Origin of the sequence: Microseira wollei NIES-4236 (genome assembly GCF_020521235.1) — a bacterium.
Lineage (GTDB): Bacteria > Cyanobacteriota > Cyanobacteriia > Cyanobacteriales > Aerosakkonemataceae > Microseira > Microseira wollei.
In genome coordinates this window covers 69,481-95,223 of sequence record NZ_BLAY01000004.1, presented here as the reverse complement: position 1 = coordinate 95,223, position 25,743 = coordinate 69,481, and the positions used below count along the sequence as shown (strand labels likewise).

Genomic DNA, 25,743 nt, shown 5'->3' with positions numbered 1-25,743 from the left:
CCAGGATCAGCCTGGGAGCCAGATTGTAGAGGCTCTGCCTCGCTTATCTTAGAAGACTCGAGGCAGAGCCTCCCTGACTCGCTCCCAGGATCAGCCTGGGAGCCAGATTGTAGAGGCTCTGCCTCGCCGATCTTAGTGCCATGCAATCTTAGCTTTTGTACTTCTCGCACTAAAGCAGACTTGCCAATACCAGAATATCCAGTTACTAGCACCATCTGCGTCGCCCCAGCACAAACTCGTTCAAAAGCTGCAAATAATTGGGCTAATTCTCGTTCTCTTCCGTAAAGTTTTTGCGGAATTTGCAACTTTCCATAAAAATCACGTTCGGCTAGAGGAAAATTATCAATATAACCATTTTGTTCAAGCTGAGTGCGACAATGTTCTAAATCTGACTTAATCCCAAAAGCACTTTGATATCTATCTCCTGGATCTTTGGCGAGTAACTTCATCACCAAATCAGATAAAACCGTTGTAATTTCTGAATTCAGGACTTGGGGTTCAACCGGAATTCTGGCAATATGACTGTGAATTAACTCGATTGTATCTTGTGTATCGTAAGGTAACTTCCCAGTTAGCATTTCATAAAAAGTCACCCCCAACGAGTAAAAATCGGTGCGATAATCAATCGTGCGATTCATCCGCCCCGTTGCTTCTGGAGATATATAAGCTAAAGTGCCTTCCCATATAGTATTTGTTTCTTCTGCTGCCATTGGGGAAGCTAACGCCAAGTCGGTAATTTTTACTTCTAGAGTGAGAGGAACGAGCAAAATATTGCCTGGTTTAATATCATTATGAACGAGTTGGTGTCGGTGCAATTCCCCCATAAGAAATTCTCTTAAATTGAGTTGGTGATTAGTTAGATACTCTTTGAGGGAGATAGCGCCAAAATCATCTAAAACCAGGACAGGACGAGAGTTGACATTTAACAATTCCAGGGGTTTGACTATCCCGGATATTTCCAGATTTTTGGTAACTTCATATTCATGTTGCAGACAAGCTATGTCTGCGGGTGTGGGATACTCGGAGATTAGGCATTTGAGAATTACAGGCTGTCCATCCGATATCCGCAGCCCTCGGTATAAAATTCGCTTCGGGCTAGTATAAATTTTTTCTAGTATCTGGTATCCATTTAGTTCAAGCATTTTCCCTTGGTATTTTATACACCCCGGAGCGCAGCTTCAGCGATTAACTAGCAATTTTATCAGGTAAAAACTGTACTTGAGGCTAGGTACAAAGTCGCGCTCAGTCGCTAAATTAGTCAAGTCAAGTAAAAAGGACACTAAGTTAACAAAAAGTTACGCTCAAGAAGAGTTAACAATTGACAGGGCTTTTGGGCTTTAACTTGAAGCTTAACTTAGTGATTTTAGCTCCTGTAACATTTTGTGTATTACTGAGTTCGTAGAGGAAATAGGAAATGCCATTCCATTTTTGGCAAAAAGCTTTTGCGCTCGCTGCATAAGTCACTCCCAGTTCCACCTATAGATAAATAGCAGAAGTAAAAATTGCTGTGGCTGCTTGAGCGGTATGGGAGAGTAAAAGTACCAGGGAAGGACTAATAGACCTCGACAATAAAGAATCCCAAAGGCGGGCGAGACGCCCACCCCACAAGAGTTTTTGTCGAGGTCTAATAGACTTCTCCAATAAATCAAGCTAAAGACTGCTCGTGTCGCCTATCCCACAAGAATTTTTGCAGAAGTCTAATAGATCAAACTACTTGTTTGGAGGTCATTTATGGGTAAAACCGATCACGGACGCGGCCCTATTGAGTTGTCGTGGAACTACAACTACGGTCAGGTGGGGGAAGCTTTGGGGGTGGATTTGTTGGCTAACCCAGACTTAGTTAAATTGGATGGTGCGATCGCTTTCCAAACCGCTTTGTGGTTCTGGATGACTCCCCAGACACCCAAGCCTTCTTGTCACGCAGTTATGACTGGCGGTTGGATGCCCTCCCCCGACGATGTTAGCAAGGGACGTGCGCCCGGTTTCGGCATGACTATCAACATCATCAATGGCGGTTTGGAATGTAGCATTCCTACCAATGATAAGGTTCGCGACCGGGTGGGTTTCTACGAGCGTTTTACCCAGATGTTGGGTGTAAGCATGGGTGAAAACGTTTACTGCGATCGCATGGCTCACTACTAAAGATTCTGTTGCAAAAAGTCTGGAACGCTTCCACACCCGATCGCAGATGAAGGTCTCGCTATGTCTGAATTTCAAGGAGAAAATCATGTTTGCTACATCCAGCCAAAGTTACACCGTACAACCGGGTGACACGTTATATCTGATTGCCCAAAAATTTTACGGAGATGGCAATTTATGGAATTTAATTTACGACGCTAATCGCAACGCGATCGGGCCTGACCCTAACCAAATCCAAGTTGGAATGGTACTTGTTATTCCTGCAAAAGACAACCCTAATCGCCCTGGCAACGGCACCCGATTAAATCTAGAAGCTACATTTTACAGCATGGAAGAAACAAATTGTCATCCGCCTGCCTCTGGCGTACATGGGATTACATTGCAAGCAGCACTTTCAGGTCAATGGCAGTCCAAGTGTCAAGGTCAAAGTGTTGGGCGCGTACAGTGTGCAGTAGACCCAAACATTATTCCCCTGCTCAAAAATTTCACCTTGGTACTTTGGGATGGAAGCGAAGTTCCCGCAGCTGCGCTAGATAAGGGTACGGCAGTTATAGGCAACAGGATTGATATCTTTGTTGATACCGTCAATGAGGCTATTAATCTAGGTAGAAAGCCTGTCACAGTAATTCTTTGATTTCAGGGTTTTCCTGCAACAAAATGCCGAAACAGGACTGACGCGAAACAAACCGGGTTTCTCTGAAAAATCCTACCCATAAACCCGGTTTCTAGATTCGTTATGCTCGGGCTTTCAGAGTTTTGAGAGATTATTCGCTGCCAGCGCAATCAAGGTGAAAATTATGTCTATCACGCAACAATCCACTTCTGATATAGCTGTACAAGAATCTGAAATATTGGCGCACTCTTTTAGTGGCACTGTCGTCATCCTGATCTCTTGGTCAAGTGGAAAAGCCTTAGATGTACGCGATTTATCTAAAGATGATGGTGCCAAAATTCAGCAATGGACTAAACATGGTGGTGCAAATCAACAGTGGAGATTCGACCTCAGAAATGGTGGCTGGACTATCACTTCTATATCAAGTGGTAAAGTCTTGGAAGTTCCTGGTTTTTCTAATGATGATGGTGCCCAAATTCAACAATGGTCTTACAACGGTGGAAATAATCAGCTTTGGAGACCCGGATTTATAATCGTGGGCAGTCGGCCAAGTGTTACATTACGGAATGTTGCGAGTAATAAAAACTTGGATTTACCTGGTTTCTCTAATGATAATGGAACCATAATCCAGCAATGGTCTTATACAGGGAAAAAAAATCAAGTGTGGGAAATGGAGTACGTTTAAAAATTCCCATCGCTATCGACAATAACACCTACTGCCTAGTCAAATAAACTCAATTTTACCAAGGAGAAGATCGTGATTACTACCTCTGACCAATCTTATACTGCCCAATCGGGAGAAACGCTTTTAACGATAGCCGAGAAAGTTTACGAAAATGAGGATTTATCGACGCTAATTTACGATTTTAATCGCGGTGTCATAGGAGATAATCCAGAACATATTGAACCGGGAACGAGGCTTGTCATGCCTCTGCAAACGAGTCAAGACTTTACCAATCGCGTCATCGAACTGACTAACATAGAGCGCAAAAAAGCCGGTTTGGGCGAACTAAAATTCGAGTCTCGGTTAGCAACTGCGGCATTCAGACACAGCCAAAATATGGCATTGCAAGACTATTTTAGTCACAAGCAACCCAATGGTAGCACGATGGGCGATCGCATTAAAGCGACAGGCTATCAATTTTCAAATGCAGCGGAAAACATTGCTGCGGGTATGTCTACACCAGAGGCTGTAGTAAAAGGATGGATGAATAGCCCCGGACATCGTGCCAATATCCTCAATCCCAAATTGCAAGAAATAGGTGTTGGTTACTACTTCTTAGCCAACGATACAGGCAAAGTTAACTACAAACACTACTGGACACAAGTTTTTGCCACACCGAGATAACTACGGGGAATTTTGTGAGGTATCTATGAATCAAGAAACTTACTTAGCAACAGAAAGCACAGAAACTATCGAGCCTTGCGAAGACATCAACGAGATTAATAACGACCCTGAAGAAGTGCGTCGGGCGCAAGATGAAGCAACTCGCAGTTTCGGTACTAAAGTGCAACAAGCACCAGGTTGATCAACAGCAGTACTTAGCGGTCTTTCTAAACAAATCATCGATGAAATGAACCGCATCGAACCCGGTTGTTTGGTGAGTTTTGCTGACTTAAACGTACAAAATGGTGCTGCTGTCAATCCTTTTCTTCAGCCAAAAGCAAAAGCAGCATTGGCGCGTGCTATTCAAGACCGAGGTCGCACCCTGGTCGTGAATTCCGCATACTGAACGCTTCCTCAGCAACTGATGCTGTATAACCAGTATAAAAACGGACGTTGCGGTATTGCGATCGCAGCGCGTCCAAGTACTAGCAATCACGAAGATGGTTTGGCTTTGGATGTGGAAGATCCAAGGGGTTGGGAACCTTATTTTATCCGACATGGCTGGCGACCTTTGCGCGGCGACCCGCCTCACTTTGACTATACAGGCGGGGGAAGGTCGGATATTAGCAACATTGCGGTCAAGGCATTTCAGCGACTTTGGAATCGGTATAATTCGAGCGATCGCATTGCAGAAGATGGTGACTGCGGCGCCGCTACTTTAGCACGACTCAATCAATCACCCATCGCAGGTTTTGGAGAAATAAATAGCACCAGGATACTGCGGCTAAATCAACCTTTTATAGAAGGTGATGATGTGCGTAAAATTCAGCAAGCCTTGGTCAAAGCTAATATCAGCGTCACCGTTGATGGAATTTTTGGATTAAGCACAGAAAGCGCTATCAAACAATTTCAACAGCAAAAAGGTTTAACACCCGATGGTATTGTCGGGACAGCAACCCGTTTAGAACTGGGATTGTGAATTAATTTCACTTCTAACCGAGGCAGATCCTCGAAAAATTTCGTTCCCAGGCAAGAACCTGGGAACGAGATCAGACATCCCATAACTCGTTCCCAGGTCAAAGCAGGGAACGAAAAACAAGCCCTGGTTCATCTAACAAATGGATAATTTGATTTTCTGGCAACCATTAATAATGCAGAAGGAATTAAAAAATTTGTTCTGACGCCCTAATTTTTTAGGCAATTTTCCTAATACCTGCATAAACCGATCCAGGTCTTACCCATTAGATAAATACAATAGTTTATTTGACAAAAATAAAAATTATGTATCAACAACTCTACGAAGCAGATTTCGCTCTGATTGAATCGCTGATGATATGTCGTAATGGCAAAGAAATATCAGCAATTTTGAACGCTAATCAAGAATTGATAAATTATGATTTGGTGCAGACTATGCTACAAATCTCAGCCACTCTGAAATCCCAAGGTAACATAGGTGACTCTAATCGCTTAAGGTCTATTGCTATTCATCTGTTAGTTGCTGTTGGAAATGGCTTCTTAGATCAAAAGAATCTTTCCAAGGCTAGAGAGTTCTATGAACAAAGTTTGACTATCGCCAAGCAGATAGATACCGACATAGGTAAGCTTCTACAGGTAGAGATTCTGAATAATCTGGGAAAATCTTACAATTGGCCCCATGACTGGAACTTAGACAAAGCTATAGAGGTTTGCGAGGAGAGTTTGGACATCGCTAGGGCGATAGGCTATCGTCAGGGAGAGGCATTTGCTCTGCTCTGTATAGGAAAAGCTTATTATTGGTATCCTGGGGAAAAGAGAAACTTTCCCCAGGCGATCAATTGCTACAACCAGGCTAAAGTTATCTTCCAAGAAACAAACAATCTTCAGGGGCTACTGGATGCTCTGTACGATTTGCAAGATTCTTATTATTACACGAGCGATTATGCCAAGGCGATAGAGTCAAACGAGGAGCGTTTAACCATCGCACGGAGCTTGAATGATTCTATTTTAGAGGCTAGCGCTTTGTTTTGTCTGGGGAATAATTACGAAGGCTTGGGTAACTTAGAAAGAGAGAAGGCGAAACATTACTACAAGCAGAGTTTAGCGCTCGCGAAGAGAATAAATAGTCATCACGCTCGCTGGTTGCAGGTACGCAGTTTGCAAGGTCTGGGAAGCTATTACAGGGTTAAGGGAAACTTAGCTGATGCGGAAAAAAATTACCAAGAAAGTTTGAACATTGCTGAGAATATACGAGAAGAACAGGCGGAAGCCAATGCTCTACAAGCTTTAGCTGAGATTTATTATTACCGAGGAAATTTAGAGCAGGCGTGGAATTACAACGAACGGAGCTTGAAGCTCAAGCAGAAACTTCAGGATCAGATTGGTGAAGGGAACTCTGTAGGCTTTCGGGGAAGTATTTATCTTTTACAAGGTAAATATACTGAAGCACTCAACAACTTTGAGAAGAGTTTGAGAATCATGGAGGCACTCAAAAACGTCTATGGAAAAGCAAGTACTCTAACTGATATAGGAGTTGCTTACCTATGCTTAAATCAAATCGAGGAAGCAGAAACTAGGCTACGCCAGGGAATCGAATTGTGGGAGTCTGTTCGGGGAAGATTGGGCAACCGTGATGACTTTAAAGTGTCAATCTTTGAGCAGCAAGCCAGAACCTACCATTTACTGCAAGCTGCCCTGATTGACCAGGAGAAACCCTTGGCAGCTTTGGAAATTGCTGAACGGGGTAAGGCCAGGGCGCTTGTAGAGTTATTGAGCAATGGTTTAGATGGGCAATTAGCTGAAAAAAGGGAAATCACTTCTCCCACTTTCCAGCAGATTCAACAAATCGCTAAAGAGCAAAATGCCACATTGGTTGAATATGCAATTTTGTGGTCTAGAACTTTATTAATTTGGGTCATCAAATCAACTGGCGAAATTGCCTTTCGTCAAGTTGACCTCAAACCCCTATTGCAGGAATTCAATACATCCCTAGAAAAACTGGTTGCGCTCGCCCGTCAATCCATCGGTGTTAGGGAAGCGCGCTTTGTTGGTTCGGATGGGAACGATGATGATAACAAGGTTGCTCAAGGAAAGAACAAACAATTACGGCAACTTTATAAAATTCTCATTGAACCTATCACTGACCTTCTGGCAAAAGATGAAAAAGAGCGAGTAATTTTTATCCCCCAAAACAGCCTATTTCTTGTTCCCTTCCCAGCTCTCCAAGATGCTTCTGGTAAATATCTGATTGAGCAACACACCATCGTCACCGCTCCTTCGATCCAAGTTCTAGAGCTAACCCGCCAACATCAGCAACGAGTCCAAAAGGTAAAACTTCAGGATGTTCTGGTGGTAGGCAATCCGACCATGCCGTCTCTTAAGTCTCGTCAGTTGAGTTCCCTTCCAGGCGCACAACAGGAAGCTACAGACATTGCTTTGCTTTTGAAGACCAAAGCACTTATAGGTAAGGAAGCTACTAAGGTTGCCATTGTCGAGCGGATGCCTTCTTCAGGGATTATTCATCTAGCAACTCACGGGTTACTCAATGAAGCAGAGGAATTAAAGGTGCCAGGAGCGATCGCTTTAGCAAGCTAAGGAACAGATGATGGTTGGCTGACGGCAAAAGAAATCATGAATTTAGGGATGCTCAAAGCTGAGTTAGTCGTTCTGAGTGCTTGTAACACTGGACAGGGACGATTAACCGGAGATGGCGTTATCGGGTGATCTCGCTGCTTTATTTCTAGAGGTGTTCCGAGTGTGATTGCCTCCCTGTGGTCAGTGCCAGATGCTGCCACAGCCTCTTTCATGGTGGAGTTTTATCACAATCTGCAACGCGGCCCAGACAAAGCCCAAGCGCTGCGCCAAGCGATGCTAACGATGAAGGAAAAACATCCCCACCCACTAAATTGGGCTGCTTTTACGCTGATTGGTGAAGCATCCCAAGCCATCTTTCAAACAGCTGCATAAGTTGCACATGCTCTCACCTATTTTCGTTTAGGGAGCAGATTGTGCAAATTCAAGCACTCACAACTGCGGATAACACCCGCAAATTTCATTCAGGAGATAAAGTATGACGGCACAACAACCTCATGTCACCAACGGTTCTTCCCTATGGGCGGCTAATTGGCATTGATAAGTACCTACATACAAAAAATCTGGGTGGCTGCGTCAATGATGTTGAGGCTATCCGGATTTACCTGATGAATCAACTGGGTGTTCCGGAAAACCAGATCTGTGTATTAACTAACCAAGCGGCAACTCGCGCTAATATTCTTCAAACCTTTGAAGAATTTTTAATTGACAATCCAGACATTCAACCAGGTAGCCAAATTCTCTTCCACTACAGCGGTCACGGTTCTCAAATGTTCAACCCGAAAGAGCCTGACGGACAAAACGAAACTCTCGTGCCCCATGATAGTAGAACTCCGGGGGTTTATGATATTCCTGACAAGACCCTTGCTGCCTTGCTGGATAAACTTGCAGAGCGCAAGGGAAACAATATTACTGTAATTCTCGACTGTTGCCATTCCGGTACGGGAACTCGCGATTCAAATCTGGCTCAAACCCGCAATGTCGAACCTGACCATCGCATCCCACCCCCTGACTTGGATGCTGGCATCCTAACAGGCGCATCCCGTCGAGGGGCTGGTGCGAGTGGATGGGCTACTGAAGGTATCACCCACGTTCTCCTAGCAGGTTGTCGCGATCGCGAACTGTCGAATGAGCATACGAGTCGCGATCAAGGCAAGGAGGTGATGTATGGTGCCCTGACCTACTTTACCTTGCAAGCCCTGCGCCAAATGACCCCAAACACGACCTATGCCGACCTTCACGAGCAGGTTGCAACTAGGGCTAAACGTTCAACCCCCTCAAGGAACGAGAGCAGCTTCTTCTTCCCTTTTAGAGCGACTCTTAAATTGCGTTCTCTCTGGCAAGCGCTTTGCTGGCTCTGATGAAACAGAAAACCCAGAAGACTGGGCAACAACGTCTCTTTCTGTTACGGTTGTGCGGGGCTTCCAAACAACAACGCTGAATCCCCCAGCCGGAACCATTAGCCTGAAAGATGGACTCAGCCTAGTTAAGCCTGAAGGTTTTCCAGGTCAAGTTAGGGTGACCACCTTGAGCCAAGAGACTCGGAGTATAGAAGGTGACCCCAACCTGAACCTACCACCAGGTCTTGACCGCTTCCCAAACCTGTTCCAACCTATTGGGCGAAAGCGAACGCGCAGTGTTGACAGCAGTTTTGGCTCTTGGGCGCTTGTCATCTCCTTGGATGTGGACGAGGCATCGCGCCAGAGCATCACCCCAGACAACCGGCTGCGCTTGGAGCTGCCAGCCCTTGCTAACGAGCAAATAGCAGACCTTTTGCCTATAGCCTTCGATGGCGAGGACTACCTGCCAGTCGGCTATGCCGCTGAGGGGAATAACGCGGTGGATGTGGTGACTCTGCCGCCAGCTGTAGTTTCTACTGATGCTCAGGGTTTACCCAGTCAGCGCGACATCGGGCGCACCATCCAGCTCTTTGTTGATAAAAAGATGGGTCGCTACACTCCACTAATAGGTCTGCGGCGTGCAGAACTGGTTGACGGAAAGGTTGAGTACCGCGATATTGGGCCCAACCAATTCCAGCCTGGTGATACGGTAGCCCTTTTTGTCCACGGCTTCACCGCAGACACTCGACACATGGTCGAGACGTTTGCTCCCTTCCTACGCGATCAGGTTCTCCCTTACAAGCATCTGCTAACCTGGGACTAGGAGACGTTTGGCACGAGCGTTGAACAGAATGGTGCTAAGCTAGCCCTAGCCCTACAGCAGCAATGTGGCTTCGGCGCTGACGACCAGATTACGCTACAGGTCTACGCCCACAGTATGGGCTGCTTGGTTTCTCGCTGTACGATCGAGCTTTCAGGCGGTCATGAATTTGTTGACAAATTGGTAATGGCGGGTCCTCCCAACAACGGCTCGACACTCGCCACCCTTGGTCGGGGAATAGTCTACCTGTTGACGGTACTCATCCATCGTGCTTCGGTTATTCCACCATTGGGAGCGTTTAACTTGTTGTTAGAACAGCTTTCCCAGGAGGGTGTTGGCTCTATCGACCTGACAGTCAACTCCCCTATCCTGGATAAGCTCAACGCCCTCAAAGAACCGTCAAATGTTCCATACCTGGTGCTGGCGGGAGAGAATCGGTTGAGCGAGGCAGAACACAACCGTCTCAACCGACTCGCCCAGAAGGTACTCGATGAAACTCTTGACAACTTATTTGGGGAACAAAACGATATCGCAGTTGGGTTATCTAGTATGCGTAGTGTCAGGGGCGGAGCTTATCCCAATTTGACAGAACGATAGCGATCGCTTCCATTATTTCCAAACCCTTCCAGGGCGGGAAGCCGTCAAACGCTGGGTAACAAGCTTATAGATCCATACTAGAGAAGCTGCTACCTCGTAAAGCGAGTGTTTCTTTCATCGATCGCAAGTCGATTCCCCAAGGACGCAAAGCGATTTCCCTATGGGGACGCTTTGCGATCGCATCCCTGTCTTGACAAATCCAATAACATCAGTGCAAAAAGCAGCTAGAGATACTTGTAAAAAATATATCTGATTCTACAGTAGTCAAAATCTAAAATGGTTTAAAAGAGAGCGTCAAACGCGGCAAGTTTAGCATCAGTTTGTGTTTTATGCCACACAGAACCTTGATATTCAGTCGTTTTAAAATAAGCCTGTAATGGATTAACTGGGGCGAACGGGCTGGGGTCTTCTAGTTGATATGTAGGTTCTTCCACCGTTGCCCTAAAGTTCCACTGTCCGTACTTGGATTTAAAAATAACTATGTGATATCTCACGCCTTGGTGTCGAAACTTTAAATAGTGGTTACCTTGGCGCGATACTTTCCAGATACGTTCCAGCCAGCGAGAGGGGCGACTGGTTCTGTTCCTGGCTTGTTTTTCCAGTCGCTTGGCTTGTTCTATGTCACCCGTTAGTTTACCCGCACAAATGCAACCCACTTCTATAACTTCATGCCACAGTTCATGCTCTAGCTGGTGGACATACCGTACATCTTCCCTGCCACAAGCTTCACAGGTGTGCAGTGGCGCATCTGGGTCGCCATCAGCAATATCAATTACATCGACGTGTTTCCAATCACACTTTGAAAAGTCCGGGTTATTCCAGAAGTTCATAAGTTAATATTTTTATATTTTCTGATGCTATTATTGTTACAATTATGCGTATAATTAATGCTTAATATACCTCTTGTATAAATGCCTTTAACTAAAGTTAAAGCTAAAAGCTAAAACCCGTTTTAACGGGTTGAAAATTATTACCATTCCGTTGAAACTTCCATCACCTTATTCTTCTGGATTGATACCTACGCGATCGCAGTGAGTCGCGAGCGCACTATACTTGTTACTGGTGGCGATGACGGCAAGGTAAAGTTGTGGGACTTGCAGAGTCAGCAGCAAAACTGGCTGCAAATTGCTTGCAGGCGCTTGCAGTATCACCCTGTCTTGACAAATCCACCAAAAACATCAGTGCAAAAAGCAGCTAGAGATACTTGTCAAAGATATGTTCTGAATCGTCTCTAATCTTTAAACAGTGTCAGTACCCGAGCGAAAATATCTTCACCCGAGCGAGTTTGCAGAATTGAATGAGCTAATTTAATGAAACCTTGGTCGTTTTTTCTATCCAGTTTAATCAGTTTACTAGCAGCATAGTAGCCCAGATCGCCCGTCCCTAATTCATTAGTTGTGCCGGTTTGCATCACGGGATTTTGTTTATCCCAAACAAGCACTTGTCCTCGCAAAGTAAACTCAAACCAAATAATTTCATGATTTTGGATTTTCAAAATTATGTCAAAATAAGATTCTTCACCTTGATACCAAAGGCGTTCGATGTTGGCATCTTTCTTCAATAGGTTCTGATCGATGGGGCGCAAAGAAGCACCCAGTGCCGCAATTTCTTTCCGATCCATAACTTTATACATTTGTCTTGATAACCCTTCCCATTAAAATTTACGTACAACTAGAATTCCCAGCTAAAATTACTATTTTTAGACTATGTAAGCCAATTGGCTTAACTACTAATTTATACAAAGCTTCTACAGGTCGATCGGGAAGATTGAGAAAGTTATGAGTTTTGTCAAGTAAATTCGCCCTTATTGGTGAAAAGCAACCAGAGGTGGTAAATGCTAGCTGTACCGAGTCAATAATCGATCTACATTTTGGCAACTCTTGATTCCAGAAAAATAGCAGAAAATCACGCTGGAGACTGAGGGTATAGATGTCCTGCTTGAACGCAGAGAATTTGGGATGAGTTGAGCCAGGAGCGATCAAAAGCGCTGAGGTGGGTGGTAGTAATTAGAGTTTGAAACCGCTCTTGAATGGCCTCTAGCAGTTGATTTTGACGGTTGGGGTCTAGTTCGGCTAAAACATCATCGAGAAGTAAAAGCGGCGGTTCGCCGACGACTTCTTCAATCAGTTTTAGCTCTGCTAGCTTGAGTGCCAATACTAATGTTCGCTGCTGTCCCTGAGAGCCGTAAGCTCTTGCGGGTGTTTGATTGATTGTAAACTCAACTTCATCGCGGTGGGGGCCAACCAGGGTAGTTCCGTGGTGTTGTTCTAAGCTACCACGCTGCTGAATCTTTTGAAAAAAAGCCAGCTTGATCAATTCTGGATCGTCCTGTTCCAGTGCGACGTTAGGGGCATATTTTATTTCCAGTACCTCCTTGCTACCGCTAATGGCTCGATGCCAAAATTCAGCTAAGGGAGCCAAACGCTGCAACGCTCGGGAGCGACGCCTGATGACGCGGGTTCCAGCTGTCACTAATTGAGCATCCCACAGCGCTAATTGTGACTCAAGAATTGCATCTCCCCCGCTCCCCTGCTCCTCCACTCCTCTGCTCCCCTGCTTTAAAAGGGCGTTGCGCTGACGCAGAATTTTGTTGTACTGCTGTAAAATGTGGGCGTAAAAGGGTTCTAGCTGAATTAACAGCGTATCGAGCCAATTACGCCGCTGCTCTGGGCCACCCCTTACCAAGTCTAGATCTAAACTAGAAAACTGCACGGCATTGAGCGTGCCTAAGAATTCCATCTGACGCCGCAGAGACTGGTGGTTGAGGGTAACGGTACGGCGTCCGTTGCGCCGCAGGGTTAAAGCGAGGTCAACCGAGCCGCTTTGTCGCTCTATGGTAGCAGTAATTTTACCTTCAGCAGCGCCTTCTTGGACTAAATCGCGATCGCGCGATGCTCGATGACTCCGCAGGGTCGCCAGCAACTCCACCGCCTCGAGTAAATTAGATTTCCCTTGAGCATTATTCCCCACCAAAATTGTTTTGGGGGCGCACAACTCAACCATAGTCTCTTGGTAGTTGCGGAACTGTCGCAGATGTAAGGTTTTGAGATACATTGCCAATTGCTAATTGCTAATTGCTAATTGCTAATTGCTAATTGCTAATTGATTTTTTACTATTAGCGATTAGCGATTAGCCATTAGCGATTAGCGGCGCTTTTTGTACCAGCGAATAAACAGTTTTTCCATCTCGATCCAGACAAACATCAAGGCGCTAAATCCCAGACAGATGCTCAGTTCTAGCAGAGAAATTGCCTGGGTGCCGAAGAACGCTTGCAGGGGTGGAACGTAAACTAACGCCAGCTGCAAAGCAGTGGTTACGAGTACCGCAGCCCAGACAAAGATATTGGTAAAGGGGTTGATTTCTATCGTCAGCTGGGTGTTGGAACGAATTGCGATCGCGTGTCCCATTTGCGCCAAACAAAGCGTCGTGAACACCATCGTTTTCCATCGATCCGGACTGAGATTTGCCCCGGTGACGCTGTGGGTGTGATTGTAAGCCCATGCCATCAGGATAATCGTCAGAATCGCAAAAATAATCCCAATTCTGAGCATGTAAGACCCCAAACCCCTTGCAAAAATACTTTCGCGCGGGCTAAAGGGCGGACGCTTCATCACGTTGGGTTCTGCTGGTTCTACCGCCAAGGCTAACGCGGGCACCCCATCTGTAACCAAGTTCATCCACAGAATTTGCAAAGGCGAAAGCGGAACGCCTCCCAAACCTAACAGCGGCGCGGCGGCAATCGTCAAAACTTCGCCGATGTTACTTCCGAGAATATACTTAATAAACCTGCGAATGTTGGTATAAACTACACGTCCTTCTTCCGTAGCGGCAACGATGGTAGCAAAGTTATCGTCGAGCAATACCATATCGCTGGCTTCTTTGCTGACATCGGTGCCGGTGATGCCCATTGCGATGCCGATATCGGCTTGTTTGAGCGCGGGGGCATCGTTAACGCCATCGCCGGTCATGGCAACAAATTTACCGCGACTTTGGAGGGCTTGGACAATTCGCAGTTTGTGTTCTGGGGAAACGCGGGCGTAAATTGATACCTGGTCTACTTCCTGCTTCAGATCTTCTTGGGAGAGTTTTTGCAATTCAGTTCCCGTGAGGACGCGATCGCCTTGGGAGGCAATGCCCAAATCGTAAGCGATCGCGCGAGCAGTTAGTTGGTGGTCGCCGGTAATCATCACCGGGCGAATGCCTGCCTGTCTGCACTTGGCTACCGCCTCGCGCACTTCGGGGCGGGGCGCATCGAGCATTCCCACTAACCCCAGCCAGACCAATTCGTGTTCGATCTGTTCATCTGGCTGTTTCGGCGGTTCGGCATCGAGGTTTTTGAACGCAAAGCCCAGTACCCGCAGCCCCTGACTAGCCATATAGTTATTTTGCTCTAGAATCTGGCTGCGGTGTTGGGGTGTGAGTACAACTGCGCGATCGCCGCTTTGATAAGTAGTGCAACGCTCTAAAATCAGTTCTGGAGAACCTTTAGTAAACATCAAATAGAGGGGGTTATTGCCCTGGGAACCGCGCACAATTACCGACATGCGCTTGCGTTCTGAGGAAAAAGGAATTTCTGCCACCCTCGGCAATCCGGCGTCCATTGCTTGTTTTTGCACGCCGCCTTTACCTGCTAAAGACAGCAAGGCACCTTCTGTCGGGTCTCCCAAAATCGTCCAATTGCCGCCAGACTGTCCGGGAGCGTTTTGGGCTTCGCACTGCAACACGGCATCGTTGCACAGTACGCAAGCTGCCAGCAGCATTTGCAGTTCTGGATACTCGTCTAGTGCAATCGATGGCGAGGAAGCAGCTTCTGACTGGGATTCCAGATAAAATTCTCCCCTTGGGATGTAGCCTTCGCCCGTGACACCGAAGGTTTTTTCCGTCGTGGCGACTTTCTGCACCACCATTTTATTTTGGGTGAGGGTGCCGGTTTTATCCGAACAAATCGTCGTCACCGAACCCAAGGTTTCCACAGCGGGAAGCTTGCGAATCAGGGCGTGGCGGCGCACCATGCGCTGAGTCCCCAGAGCCAGGGTAACGGTAATTACTGCTGGTAAGCCTTCTGGAACGACAGCCACCGCCATAGAGAGAGAAACTTCGATTAAGTCTACAAACGTGTTAAACAGTTGGTTTGGCTGCCACCCGGTGTTGATGCCGGTGTGAATCAAGCCGCCGCCAACGACTAAAGCCACTAGCACTAAAGAGCCGCTGACCAGGACGTTACCGAGTTGACCCATCCGCTGTTGCAATGGGGTAGGTTCGGATTCAACAGATTGCAACAGGGAGGCAATTTTGCCCAATTCGGTTTGCATTCCGGTGCCGGTAACGACCACCTTGCCGCGTCCAAAGACAACTTCGGTGCCTTGGAAGACCATATTGGTGCGATCGCCCAAGGCTATGTCTTCACCCAGTTGCACATCAGCTTGCTTGGAAACCGCCTCGGCTTCTCCAGTGAGTGCCGCTTCGCGGATCTGGAGATTTGCTTGTTCGACAAGACGTCCGTCTGCCGCCACTTGCACGCCGGCTTCCAGGAGCATAACATCTCCGGGGACAAGTTCTTTGGCGTTGACTTCAATAATTCTGCCATCGCGAATTACGCGCACCTTGGGGGAGGAAAGCCGCTTCAGGGCGGCGAGGGCTTTTTCGGCTCGACTTTCCTGGAGGTAGCCCAAGACGCCATTGAGAATGACGATCGCCATAATTGCGATCGTATCTTTGAAGGGAACCTCACCTTCGGCATTGCCGGACTGTAGCTTTAACAAATCGAGAACGCCGGAAACAATAGCCACGCCGATCAGCATCAATAACATAATGTTTTTGAACTGATCGAGGAAGATGACCCAGCCGCTGCGACCGCCCGTTTCAGTTAGTTCATTGGGGCCATAGCGTTGCAAGCGTTCTGACACATTTTGAGATGTCAAGCCCGCATCGCGATCGCTACCAAGGACTCTGAGCGTCTTATCAATTTCCAGGGTGTGCCAAGCTTGTGCCGATTCTGAGGAAGAGATAGAAGGAACTTTGGAGGTCACGGGAATGTGATAACGCCTACAAACATCAATCATAAAGCTCAACCTCGATCGGCGGCTGCTACCTTATGGCTTAGTCTGGGAAACAGAACGATGGGGATGGTGGGGATGACGCGGAAAAAGGGAGAGGCGGCGATGCAGTGAAAGTCTTTAGCGTCCTTTTCTCCCTAATCTTGTTTATCTCCCTCATTTACGCCCCAAAACCTTTTTTTCGATGGGATATCTGTTATTTTTGCAGCCTTTGAGGGGATAACTGAACCTAAATCCTTATCGTTGATCTTCCTAGTTGTCTCTATGACCTATTGCCTGAGAGTTGCAGATATACCCAAGGGCGAACGCCCCCGCGAGCGCTTGCTGGCACACGGCCCCCAAATTCTAGCCACTGCCGAACTGATTGCAATTTTACTCGGCACGGGTCAAGGGCAAGGCAAACTCTCCGCCATCGGTTTGGGACAATATATCTTGCAGCAATTAAGCCAACACGGGCGCGATCCGCTCTCGGTTTTGCGGGATATCAGCGCTCAAGAATTAATGCAAATCCCCGGCATTGGTCCTGCCAAGGCGACAACGATTCTGGCAGCCATTGAGTTGGGTAAGCGATCTTTTCAATCTCGCCCCCTGGATCGTTCTCCGATTGAAAGCCCCGCCGCCGCCGCCGCCGCCCTCAGTCAAGACCTGATGTGGCAAGCGCAAGAACGTTTTGGGGTGCTGCTGTTGGATGTCAAAAATCGCTTACTCGGCACCCAGGTGATTACCATCGGCACCGCAACCGAAACCTTAGCTCATCCTCGCGAGATTTTCCGCGAAGTGATTCGTCAGGGTGCAACGCGACTGATCGTAGCCCACAATCACCCTTCTGGGAGCGTGGAACCTTCTAATGAAGATATCCAACTGACGCGCCAGTTGTTAGCAGCCGCTCAAATCCTCAACATTCCCCTACTGGATCACCTGATTTTGGGCAACGGCGACCACAATAGTTTGCGTCAGACTACCGCGTTGTGGGATGAATACCCGCAGGGTGATTGAGCAATTAAACACTAAACCTCTACCAGGAAATACCTAGTAGAGGTTTAGCTTTTTAGCGGCTATAAGCTAAGGAGTCCGCTCAGAGGTCAAATTATAAACTTGTTTAATCCCCTGAATTTCCAAGGCATGAATCGATTGAAAACATTGAAAAATCCAACGTAAAGTTAGATGAATGGATTAAGACTAATCCAGACCCCAGAGAATTAAAAAAGGCATTGGCAGTAAAATTATCCTTGCAAGGATGGGCTTATCGAGCGATTGCTTCCTTGTTGGGGGTAGCAAGTAGCTCAATAAGTGACTGGAAAAAACGCTATATGCAAGCAGGAGTCCTCCGTTCTAAACCTGGCATATTGAGTTTATTTTATTCGTTTTAATTTAGGCGGTTTAATCTTTTTTCCTTTTCGTTTGCCCGTACAAGATTGAAAAAATTTTTGTACGCCTGTCCTAGATATCGGATAGATTGCTGCCAGGAGATATTAGAAACTTCTGACAACCACTGTCTGTTTTCAGTCTGCTTTGCTTGAGTGATAAATCGTTTTTGGAGTTCAGATTCTCCGAGATATTTTTCTCCTCTGCTCTAGGCTGAATTACAAAAAGCTAACCCATCGTTCCAAACGAACCTAACGCACCCGAACAGTTTAGCCAGTGCGATTTTTTGAGATTCGGTAGGATAAATTCGGTAGCGATAACGTAATTTCAGAATGGGATTATAGCACTTGTTCTGCAAATAATTACGTCGTCCTCCTCCTAATTGCCAGTTGTGTGGGTGGACAAATGGAAGTTTTTAAGCGTTATACTCAAGCATCAATTGCCGCGCTATAAGGGCGGGGCTTGAAACCCATTTTTTTGGTCAATTCCCATGACCCATTACCAATTAGCCATTACCCCGTTTTGTAAACGAGCGAGTATCTGATGCGGCTGGACTGGCGTTAAAGTCTTTTCCAGGGGCAGGGTGCGGACGTAATTATCAAAAACATTGACTTGATAGACAATGGCGTTGGAGATATCTAATCCAGTCAACCAACCACTGCGGCGGTGATAGGCTCCCGTGTCGATGTCTAGCCAACCCGACCCAGCGGCGATTTTTCCGGGTTCTACGCCTGGTAGGGTAAAGGTGATCGTATGACCTGTGATGATCAGTTTGTTGGCAAAGTAGGGTTGGGACATGCTATGGAATTCGTGGCGAATCCAACAGAATTGGTCGGCGGTTTGCTCTTCGAGGGGTATTTCAGGATGGACGCCTGCATGAACTAACCAAACATCGCCTAAGTCTAGATGGGTGGGTAGCGTCTGCATCCAATCTAGATCGTGTACGGGAATCCGACCCTTGGGGTAACTCGCCAGCGTTGCATGTCCGCCGCTGTAAAGCCAAGCTTGCAGAACCGCATGTTGAATTTTTCCCTTGATAAAGCTGTCTAGTAACATTTGCTCGTGGTTACCCAACAGACAGTTATAGGAGCTTTCTTGGACAAACTTGACAACCTGAGCGCTTTGGGGACCTCGGTCAATTAAATCTCCCAAAAAATATACTCGCTCTTCTGAGTCAGGGGCGATTGCTTCTAACAAGGTCATGAGACCCTTATAGTGACCGTGTACGTCGCCGATAACTATGCGACGGGGGGTGATTTGGCTCATGCGGATCTTTAAATACTGAGTGATACTTTATTTAGACTCTGTAAGGGGCTTCTTAGACGAAGTGGATTTTAGCAGATGTTGTTGCTTGACCCTGATATTTTTATTATGCCCCCCTCATCCTGTAAAAAATAAAGTCTATGCTTTTTGATACACTACCTACGATTAATGTCCTCCAGCAGCCGACCAGCTTTGCTTGGGTTGAGCAAGCGATCGCCAATCTGGATCTAATTTTGCTGGATCACTCCCACTGCGAGCGCAAGGCGGCTGGGGTTGCCTTAAATTTGATGTTTCGCTATCCGTCTAATACCAAGTTAGTACGGATGCTGACTGCGATCGCTCGCGAAGAACTGGAACACTTTGAGTTAGTTAACCAATGGCTGGAACGGCGGGGTGTCCCTTTGGGGCCGCTTTCTTCTCCCCCCTATGGAGCCAATTTAAAAGCTCAAATTCGTCCCCAGGAACCAAAGCGACTTTTAGATTCGTTGCTGGTTTCTGGACTGATCGAGGCTCGCAGTCACGAACGGCTGGGGTTGTTAGCTACCCATTGTCCCGAGCCGGAGTTATCTCAATTTTATCGCAGCTTGATGGCGTCGGAGGCTCGTCACTACGGCATTTACTGGGTACTAGCCGATACTTACTTTGAGCGGTCTGCTGTCACCCAGCGGCTGGAAGAATTAGCGGTTGTGGAAAGCAAAATACTTGCGACGTTGCACCCCGAACCGAGAATTCACAGTTAGTTATTGGTAATTGCTAATGGGTAATTGGTAATTGGTAATTATTAGAACTTGGCTGCCAAATCATCCACAGGATTGAGGCGATACGAGGCTTATCCCGGTTTTTGCATAGGGTAAATGGGAAATATTAATTACTCTCCAATTCCCAATTCCCAATGCCCAATTACTAATAAGATTATTGCTTAGCGATCGCCGGGGCGGGTTTGGCGATCGCTGCCAATATCGGAATTTGAATAGAAAACTCGGTTCCCTCTCCAGGCGTTGAGTCACACTGGATAATTCCCCCATGTTTCTGCACTACTATTGTGTGGCAAATAGATAGCCCTAACCCGGTTCCTTTGCCTACCAGCTTGGTTGTCAAAAACAAAGCGAATAGTTGATTTTTGACTGCTTCTGTCATCCCATTTCCGTTGTCTTTAATGCGAACAATGACGCTTTCGCTATCTAGAACATTGGTACAAATGCAAATTGTTGGTAATTGGTAAGTGGTGAAGAGTAATTATAAAAATTTTTCCCATTACTCATTACCTATTCCAAAGCATCGATCGCGTTACTGATAACCTGCATAAATACTTGGTTTAGTTGGCTGGGATAGCACTCGACTAATGGCAGGTCGCCGTAATTTTTGATTACCTGAATTTGAGGGCGTTCTGCTGTTGCTTTCAATCGATGTTGCAAGATTAATAGCGTGCTATCAATTCCTTGATGAATGTCTACAGGTTTGCTCTCGTCTGGGTCGTGACGGGAAAAGTTTCCCAGGGATAAAACAATTTTGTGGATGCGTTCGGTTCCCACCTTCATGCTGGAAATCAATTTAGCAAGGTCTGGGATGATAAACTCTAGGTCGATGGTTTCTGTCTCCGCTTGAATCGCGAGTGCTGGTTGCGGATACTGTTTAGCATAAAGTCGCAGCAGGTGAAGTATGTCTTGGGTATATTGCTCGACCTAGGCAAGATTGCCGTGAATAAAATTAATCGGGTTGTTAATTTCATGAGCAACTCCTGCTACTAGCTGCCCCAAGCTGGAGATTTTTTCGCTTTGAATTAGTTGAGCTTGGGTTTGTTGCAATTCCTACAGGGTTTGTGGCAATTTTTGCGCTTGTGGATGCAGCTTCTTTGTAAAGTTCGGCTTGATCTAGAGCGATCGCTAATTGATTACCTACAGCTAGTAACAGTTCTACTTCACCCTCACTCCAAGTTCGTTCTTCCATGCTTGTCCCCAAAGCGATATGCATACCCTAGCTGGCGCGAACGCACCAATTGCTCCTGATCGCGTCTGAATCGGCAGTGCTAATACCGAGGCGAAGTTACCCTCGACAAAAAACTGTCTCTCCATCGGATCGGTTACGCTTTTAACCCGATCGATTCGCACCATTTCCCTGTCGAGCAGCTTCTGGGTAACTTCACCCATCTCTTCGGCGCAATAGTATGGCTTGATTGACAACTTCCCAAACCTTGAAATAATGCTGGATTTTGGATGATAGATTAACCTCACTTTCTGTTGAAAAACAAATGCACCCAGGGGTTGAACTTTTCAGCATTCTACTTTCATCATTTTCGGTTCGCTCCCAGATAAATTGGCAGCGTTCGCTCTGTAAAAGGTTGCGGATATCGCTGACAGCGGTTTCTAAAATAGTATCGAGGTCTAAAGAAAGACGAATCTGATTGGCTAAACGAAAAAGCAAGGCGTCTCGGCGGCTTTCTTGCAGTTTTTCTTCGGGGAAAATGGCGTTTTCAATTGCCGATGCTGCCTGGGATGCAACCATGGTCAGGAGTTGAAGTTCTTGGACTGTATAGGTAACGGTTACTGAGTTGCTCATTGTAATTGCACCAATTACCCGGTTTTTGCTTTTTAAAGGAACGCAAATCAGCGAGGGTATTGGAGCCTTACTGGCAATAAATCTCGGCTCTGATAAAACATCGTTTACTATCTCTCCCACTCCGCTGGATACCACGTTACCAATAATCCCTTTACCCAGTTTTAAATTTGCTTTTGGGTTGTATTCTTTCCCAATGCTTGAGAGCAATTCTAATTTCCCTGTTTTTGCATCGAGCAACATCACCGATCCACTGGTTGCTTCTATCAGTTTACTGGCCCAATCGAGGATTAATTTGGCAACTTCTTTCAGTTCTAAACTCGCAGTTATTTTTTCATAAATATCAGATAATAAACTTATTTATCTAGCTCTATCTAGCAATTCATTGGCAAGGGTCTTTTTCTCAAATTCTTTATTAGCTATATCAGCAATAGCAGCCGCTACGGCGGCTGCCTTTTCGCTCCCAGTTACCCATCCAATTACTTGTCCTGAAACCTCTATTGCATGTTTATTCCCTTGGTTTTCTCTATCCACTCCCAGTAGTGCTTTGCCTTTGACATCCTGAATGCTGATGCTAGGGTCGATAGCATTGACAAGCTCGCTAATGACAGCAACATCTTTTTTCTTGGAAAAAAGCTTTTTCAGGCTAATTGCAATCATTATGACTACCTTGGTGGGAGATCTACGGGAAACTACTTAGGCAAATTCTCTGTTATAGTACAGGTTAAATTAAGGTAAAGAAATAATTATATGTGCATCTCTGTCGTTAAAAAAGTTCATACTAAAGTTTAGCCCAGGTGTTGAGACTAAAAGTACCGTGAAAAAACCTATTACGATCTAATGATGCAAACTGGCTATCGAGATTTTTGCATTCGCCCCTGGTCAAGCTCGGATCGCACCGCCGCCGCCGCACTCATCCGTTCCGTTTTGGCTGAATATGGCTTACCTTGGGAACCCACAGGGGCAGATAGGGACGTTCTTTTGGTAGAAGATTTTTACCTCGCTACCGGCGGTGAGTTCTGGGTAATTGAAAGGCAGGGAAAGCTTGTAGGTACGGCAGCCTATTATCCTATCACTAGAGGAAAAAATGCGGTAGAAATACGCAAAATGTACCTTGTGGCAGATGCGAGAGGACAGGGTTTAGGCAGATACGTACTGGGGCAATTGGAGCAAGCGATCGCCCTTAGAGGTTTTGAGCAAATTTGGGTGGAAACTGCCAGCGTGTTAAAAGAAGCGGTGAAGCTGTACGAAAGCAGCGGGTATCAACCCGCTGATGGGGTGGAAACGACGCGATGCGATCGCATTTATGTCAAATATTTACAATCGCAGATAAGCCGATTTATAGGCAGATTTTTGCACGTAAGATGCCCATTGTTGTCTGCGAATTGAACCCTTCAAAATGTCTTTTTGCTCGACTGTTGCTTCTCCTTTGAGCGGGGTTGAACTTTTTAAGGGGTCTTTTTGCACCGCCGCCAATCCCTGCCGCACCGCTGTAACAATTTGCTCCTTGAGCTGCTGTTTTGCAAGTAGCTGTTGCCGACGCCATCCTTCTTCACTCGTAGCATACAAGGCAGGCAAACGATTGAGGGCGTAAGCCATGACTTGTGCCGGATTGAGATATTGTACTATCTGCTTTGGTAGGCGGTGTAGCTGCTGCTCTAATTCTTCAGCGACTAACGGTTCAATGGCATTGCGGTAAATTGGAATTTTATCAGCTAGTTCCGTCATGGCTGCTGCTTTCCCCCAAGTTTGACAGATTGATTTCTATCTGGTATTATTCTAACTATTTTCCTGAATAAGAAGAAGCGAACCGGACTGGTTTAAATTTTTAGCTTTGCTTTCATATTTTTGATTAAATAGAAATATTTCTTCGATATTTTTTGCATGTGTATATATTTGATTAAAGCTTAAAACTTAGGGTGAAGCGGTACGGAAAGGCGTACTGCTAAGGGGGTGGTTACCGGGGGGGAAATAACAACATCCTAACTGGGCATACCATAATATTATGTCCGTTCGGGTGCTGCACGAGCGGGGCGGGTCTAATATCATGTCCGGTTGCATCAGTTGTATATAGTTAATTGTGGGAAACACAGTTTTTTCCGGCTCACCCGCTAGCCTAACGCTACCTTCGCCAGCGGACATGATATAACGAGATCTCTGGCGGTTGCCGACTGATTGGTAAAACCCGCCCCTAATCCCGTCAAAAACACTTGCACTACCTTGGCGAAGCGAGTAGCTATTTTACCGATTGCAGCAGCTTAGCCAGATTTTCGACGAAATCTTCGCTGTTGTGGTGCTGCGATACTAGGTCATAACCGCGTTTTGCTTGAGCTTGGGCTTCCTTGGGGTTATCGAGTAGGTGGATAATTGCCTGTCTGAGTCCGTTCAAATCTTCTGGTTCTACAACTGTCACGGTTCCCGGCGTTTGGAGATAATCTTTTAATCCTTTAGTTAGAGTACAAATCACAGGTCGGCAACATGCCATTGCTTCGATGAGAGCTGTGACTCCAGCCGAATCTATACTTTCAAATAAGCTGACTACTACAATGTCAGCGTCTCGATAAAGCTGCACCAATTCATTCCACTCATAGAACCTACGAGACATATTCGCTGGCATAGTTTTAGGAAATGATTTTACCAGGGGCTTTACATCTCGTGAAAAGCCACTGATTTTCACATCTACATCTAGGTCAGCCGTGGCATCTGCTAGAATTTTATAATTCCGCTTTTCTAACCCGACGCTGGCAATTATGGGTCGCTGTTTATCGGCTGAGACTGGACCGGGTGAGAAAAAACGAGTATCAATTTGTTCGGGCAATTTATAGACGCGATTTTGGGGTACTTGCAAGTAGCGAAGGATTAAATCGATTTGAGGCTGGGTGTTGGAGACAAACAAATCAATTCGTTCCCAGGCACGAAAAAGTTTTAAGCTTGCACGGACACGTAGGCGATTTACCGTATGGAAAAATACAACGATCTTCGGGCGGTTTGGTTTAGCACCGCAGAGGGCTAAGATCGGGATGCCGATGTCTTCCCCTGTGCAATAGATAACATCATCTCCATCGAGTGTTTCTGCTAAGCTGCGGGCTAATGCCCACTGTTCGGGCTTACTGATCAGACGCGATCGCAACCTATCTATAAACAGGATGGAATCGTTTCCTGGTGGATGAATTGTTGCGCCCAATTTTTGGCTAAGCGTCCACATCACATGCCTTGGGCGCTTTCCCTGTTGAGCTTCTCGGTTGATGTTTTCTAAATTGAGTTGGCTACCTAGAGCCAAGTGATATCTCATATTGGTCTCCTTTGCAATGTATCTATGCGGATCTGGTTTGATATCTGCCGACAAAATAGACATTCCAAGTGTTGCACCCTGGATCTCGATCCGTCATCCACTCACCAGTGGCAATCGAGTCAAATTCGTGCTGGGAAAACAGCCAATCGACTTCTGGCTTAAATAAGTATCGCATTGCGTGAACCTCTCGCAGTTCTTCTACGGCATCGGTGGTGCGATCGCGTATTAATACTTGATATTTGACATCCACAGTATTTTGATTTGGGTGCAGTACGGGTTCAGCAATTCGAGTCACCATAATTTTTTCATCCTCTAGGCGCTTGACTCGCACCATCGGGCGATCGCTCAATACTGCTGGTCCGTACCAACAGTCAAATAGAAATATCCCTCCTGGTTTCAGATGCTCTTTGGCAGTTGCAAACGCAGCTTGTAACGCCTGATTTGTTGTCTGATAACTCACCACGTGAAACAACGATATCACGACATCAAATTTTTTATCCAACCGCACAGTTTGCATATCACCTAGCACGAACTGCAACTTAGATGCTCGCTCCTGGCTAAGAGTTAATAACCGTTGCTGCGCCGACTCCAGCATTTCTTTACTGCGGTCTACACCACAAATTTGATACCCTTTATCTGCCAATAAGGAAGCATGAATTCCCGTACCACAACCCAGTTCCAGAATAGTTTCTGCCTCCGGCATATACCTTTGTATTAGGGTATGGACGTGGTTTGCTTCGCCGATGTAGTCCTTATCCCGGTACAGTAAATCGTAATAGCTAGCGTAATTGCCAAAAACCTGCATTTTTT

At 46.2% G+C, this 25,743-nt stretch carries 29 protein-coding genes and 3 pseudogenes; 14 read left to right on the top strand and 18 right to left on the bottom strand.

Annotated elements, in window-relative coordinates:
- Positions 1-1,142, bottom strand: a 1,142-nt coding sequence (locus MiSe_RS02775; RefSeq protein ID WP_226574315.1) for a serine/threonine-protein kinase, incomplete at its 3' end; no start/stop codon positions are given.
- Positions 1,143-1,731: 589 nt separating this feature from the next.
- Here MiSe_RS02775 and MiSe_RS02770 point away from each other — a divergent pair.
- The 10 genes and pseudogenes from MiSe_RS02770 to MiSe_RS02725 all read left to right on the top strand — a co-directional run.
- The gene (locus MiSe_RS02770; protein ID WP_226574312.1) at positions 1,732-2,142 is read left to right on the top strand and encodes a glycoside hydrolase family 19 protein; all 411 of its coding nucleotides are present in this window, start codon (positions 1,732-1,734) and stop codon (positions 2,140-2,142) included.
- An 85-nt stretch (positions 2,143-2,227) separates the two neighbouring features.
- Positions 2,228-2,773: a LysM peptidoglycan-binding domain-containing protein gene (locus tag MiSe_RS02765; protein WP_226574308.1), complete on the top strand. Its 546-nt coding sequence runs from the start codon at positions 2,228-2,230 to the stop codon at positions 2,771-2,773.
- A 163-nt stretch (positions 2,774-2,936) separates the two neighbouring features.
- Positions 2,937-3,437, top strand: a complete 501-nt coding sequence (locus tag MiSe_RS02760) for an RICIN domain-containing protein (RefSeq protein WP_226574305.1) — start codon at positions 2,937-2,939, stop codon at positions 3,435-3,437.
- Between the two features lie 72 nt (positions 3,438-3,509).
- Positions 3,510-4,100 carry a CAP domain-containing protein gene (locus tag MiSe_RS02755; protein WP_226574302.1) on the top strand — a complete coding sequence of 197 codons (591 nt, stop codon included), beginning with the start codon at positions 3,510-3,512 and terminating at the stop codon, positions 4,098-4,100.
- A gap of 25 nt (positions 4,101-4,125) precedes the next feature.
- Positions 4,126-4,281, top strand: a complete 156-nt coding sequence (locus tag MiSe_RS02750; protein ID WP_226574299.1) for a hypothetical protein — start codon at positions 4,126-4,128, stop codon at positions 4,279-4,281.
- A 45-nt stretch (positions 4,282-4,326) separates the two neighbouring features.
- Entirely contained in the window at positions 4,327-4,485 is a 159-nt protein-coding gene (locus MiSe_RS02745; RefSeq protein ID WP_226574296.1) for a hypothetical protein, read from the top strand.
- Between the two features lie 18 nt (positions 4,486-4,503).
- Positions 4,504-5,058, top strand: a complete 555-nt coding sequence (locus MiSe_RS02740) for a peptidoglycan-binding protein (RefSeq protein ID WP_226574292.1) — start codon at positions 4,504-4,506, stop codon at positions 5,056-5,058.
- A gap of 302 nt (positions 5,059-5,360) precedes the next feature.
- Positions 5,361-8,021, top strand: a pseudogene (locus MiSe_RS02735) (CHAT domain-containing protein).
- Between the two features lie 122 nt (positions 8,022-8,143).
- Entirely contained in the window at positions 8,144-9,007 is an 864-nt protein-coding gene (locus MiSe_RS02730) for a caspase family protein (RefSeq protein ID WP_226574289.1), read from the top strand.
- A gap of 817 nt (positions 9,008-9,824) precedes the next feature.
- A pseudogene (locus MiSe_RS02725) lies at positions 9,825-10,403 on the top strand (esterase/lipase family protein); the annotation flags it as partial.
- A 281-nt stretch (positions 10,404-10,684) separates the two neighbouring features.
- Here MiSe_RS02725 and MiSe_RS02720 read toward each other — a convergent pair.
- The 6 genes from MiSe_RS02720 to MiSe_RS02700 all read right to left on the bottom strand — a co-directional run bounded on the left by MiSe_RS02720 (position 10,685) and on the right by MiSe_RS02700 (position 16,466).
- Positions 10,685-11,233, bottom strand: coding sequence for a hypothetical protein (locus MiSe_RS02720; RefSeq protein ID WP_226574284.1), 549 nt, complete (start codon positions 11,231-11,233; stop codon positions 10,685-10,687).
- A 168-nt stretch (positions 11,234-11,401) separates the two neighbouring features.
- Positions 11,402-11,527, bottom strand: a complete 126-nt coding sequence (locus MiSe_RS50750; protein WP_264196292.1) for a hypothetical protein — start codon at positions 11,525-11,527, stop codon at positions 11,402-11,404.
- A gap of 107 nt (positions 11,528-11,634) precedes the next feature.
- Positions 11,635-12,036, bottom strand: a complete 402-nt coding sequence (locus MiSe_RS02715; RefSeq protein ID WP_226574281.1) for a hypothetical protein — start codon at positions 12,034-12,036, stop codon at positions 11,635-11,637.
- 28 nt (positions 12,037-12,064) lie between these two features.
- On the bottom strand, positions 12,065-12,280 hold the full coding sequence (locus tag MiSe_RS02710; protein WP_226574278.1) for a hypothetical protein: 216 nt from the start codon (positions 12,278-12,280) through the stop codon (positions 12,065-12,067).
- Between the two features lie 28 nt (positions 12,281-12,308).
- Positions 12,309-13,457: a DNA replication/repair protein RecF gene (gene recF / locus MiSe_RS02705; protein WP_226574274.1), complete on the bottom strand. Its 1,149-nt coding sequence runs from the start codon at positions 13,455-13,457 to the stop codon at positions 12,309-12,311.
- Positions 13,458-13,547: 90 nt separating this feature from the next.
- Positions 13,548-16,466, bottom strand: coding sequence for a cation-translocating P-type ATPase (locus MiSe_RS02700; protein ID WP_226574270.1), 2,919 nt, complete (start codon positions 16,464-16,466; stop codon positions 13,548-13,550).
- A 258-nt stretch (positions 16,467-16,724) separates the two neighbouring features.
- Between MiSe_RS02700 and radC the strand changes: the two genes are divergently transcribed.
- On the top strand, positions 16,725-17,456 hold the full coding sequence (gene radC / locus MiSe_RS02695; protein ID WP_226574267.1) for a RadC family protein: 732 nt from the start codon (positions 16,725-16,727) through the stop codon (positions 17,454-17,456).
- Positions 17,457-17,590: 134 nt separating this feature from the next.
- On the top strand, positions 17,591-17,830 hold the full coding sequence (locus MiSe_RS52520; RefSeq protein ID WP_373872740.1) for a helix-turn-helix domain-containing protein: 240 nt from the start codon (positions 17,591-17,593) through the stop codon (positions 17,828-17,830).
- Here MiSe_RS52520 and MiSe_RS53600 read toward each other — a convergent pair.
- Positions 17,822-18,156: pseudogene (locus MiSe_RS53600) on the bottom strand (helix-turn-helix domain-containing protein); the annotation flags it as partial. The gene MiSe_RS52520 and the pseudogene MiSe_RS53600 sit on opposite strands and share 9 nt — an antisense overlap.
- A 167-nt stretch (positions 18,157-18,323) precedes the next feature.
- Positions 18,324-19,091, bottom strand: a complete 768-nt coding sequence (locus MiSe_RS02680; RefSeq protein WP_444980451.1) for a metallophosphoesterase family protein — start codon at positions 19,089-19,091, stop codon at positions 18,324-18,326.
- A 137-nt stretch (positions 19,092-19,228) separates the two neighbouring features.
- Between MiSe_RS02680 and MiSe_RS02675 the strand changes: the two genes are divergently transcribed.
- Positions 19,229-19,828: a MiaE family protein gene (locus MiSe_RS02675; protein ID WP_226574264.1), complete on the top strand. Its 600-nt coding sequence runs from the start codon at positions 19,229-19,231 to the stop codon at positions 19,826-19,828.
- A 172-nt stretch (positions 19,829-20,000) separates the two neighbouring features.
- Here MiSe_RS02675 and MiSe_RS02670 read toward each other — a convergent pair whose 3' ends face one another.
- From MiSe_RS02670 to MiSe_RS02645, 6 genes are all read right to left on the bottom strand, one after another.
- Positions 20,001-20,225 (bottom strand): ATP-binding protein, encoded by a 225-nt coding sequence (locus MiSe_RS02670; RefSeq protein WP_264196290.1) that lies wholly within the window; start codon positions 20,223-20,225, stop codon positions 20,001-20,003.
- Positions 20,226-20,353: 128 nt separating this feature from the next.
- Entirely contained in the window at positions 20,354-20,638 is a 285-nt protein-coding gene (locus MiSe_RS02665; RefSeq protein WP_226574261.1) for a sensor histidine kinase, read from the bottom strand.
- 132 nt (positions 20,639-20,770) lie between these two features.
- Positions 20,771-20,893, bottom strand: a complete 123-nt coding sequence (locus MiSe_RS02660) for a histidine kinase dimerization/phospho-acceptor domain-containing protein (RefSeq protein WP_226574259.1) — start codon at positions 20,891-20,893, stop codon at positions 20,771-20,773.
- A gap of 108 nt (positions 20,894-21,001) precedes the next feature.
- Positions 21,002-21,235 (bottom strand): hypothetical protein, encoded by a 234-nt coding sequence (locus MiSe_RS02655; protein ID WP_226574256.1) that lies wholly within the window; start codon positions 21,233-21,235, stop codon positions 21,002-21,004.
- Positions 21,228-21,953, bottom strand: coding sequence for a GAF domain-containing protein (locus MiSe_RS02650; protein WP_226574331.1), 726 nt, complete (start codon positions 21,951-21,953; stop codon positions 21,228-21,230). The genes MiSe_RS02655 and MiSe_RS02650 overlap by 8 nt, the downstream gene beginning before the upstream one ends.
- Positions 21,954-22,001: 48 nt before the next feature.
- The gene (locus MiSe_RS02645; RefSeq protein WP_226574251.1) at positions 22,002-22,301 is read right to left on the bottom strand and encodes a hypothetical protein; all 300 of its coding nucleotides are present in this window, start codon (positions 22,299-22,301) and stop codon (positions 22,002-22,004) included.
- A 183-nt stretch (positions 22,302-22,484) separates the two neighbouring features.
- Here MiSe_RS02645 and MiSe_RS02640 point away from each other — a divergent pair, with 183 nt between their 5' ends.
- Complete coding sequence (locus MiSe_RS02640) at positions 22,485-23,030, top strand: GNAT family N-acetyltransferase (protein WP_226574328.1); 546 nt, start codon at positions 22,485-22,487, stop codon at positions 23,028-23,030.
- Here MiSe_RS02640 and MiSe_RS02635 read toward each other — a convergent pair.
- The 3 genes from MiSe_RS02635 to MiSe_RS02625 all read right to left on the bottom strand — a co-directional run bounded on the left by MiSe_RS02635 (position 22,959) and on the right by MiSe_RS02625 (position 25,738).
- A complete protein-coding gene (locus tag MiSe_RS02635) occupies positions 22,959-23,369 on the bottom strand; it encodes a late competence development ComFB family protein (protein ID WP_226574248.1) in 411 nt (136 codons plus the stop codon). The two genes, MiSe_RS02640 and MiSe_RS02635, sit on opposite strands and share 72 nt — an antisense overlap.
- A gap of 508 nt (positions 23,370-23,877) precedes the next feature.
- Positions 23,878-24,933, bottom strand: coding sequence for a glycosyltransferase family 4 protein (locus tag MiSe_RS02630; protein WP_226574245.1), 1,056 nt, complete (start codon positions 24,931-24,933; stop codon positions 23,878-23,880).
- 22 nt (positions 24,934-24,955) lie between these two features.
- The gene (locus MiSe_RS02625; protein WP_226574242.1) at positions 24,956-25,738 is read right to left on the bottom strand and encodes a class I SAM-dependent DNA methyltransferase; all 783 of its coding nucleotides are present in this window, start codon (positions 25,736-25,738) and stop codon (positions 24,956-24,958) included.
- Between the last annotated feature and the right edge of the window lie 5 nt (positions 25,739-25,743).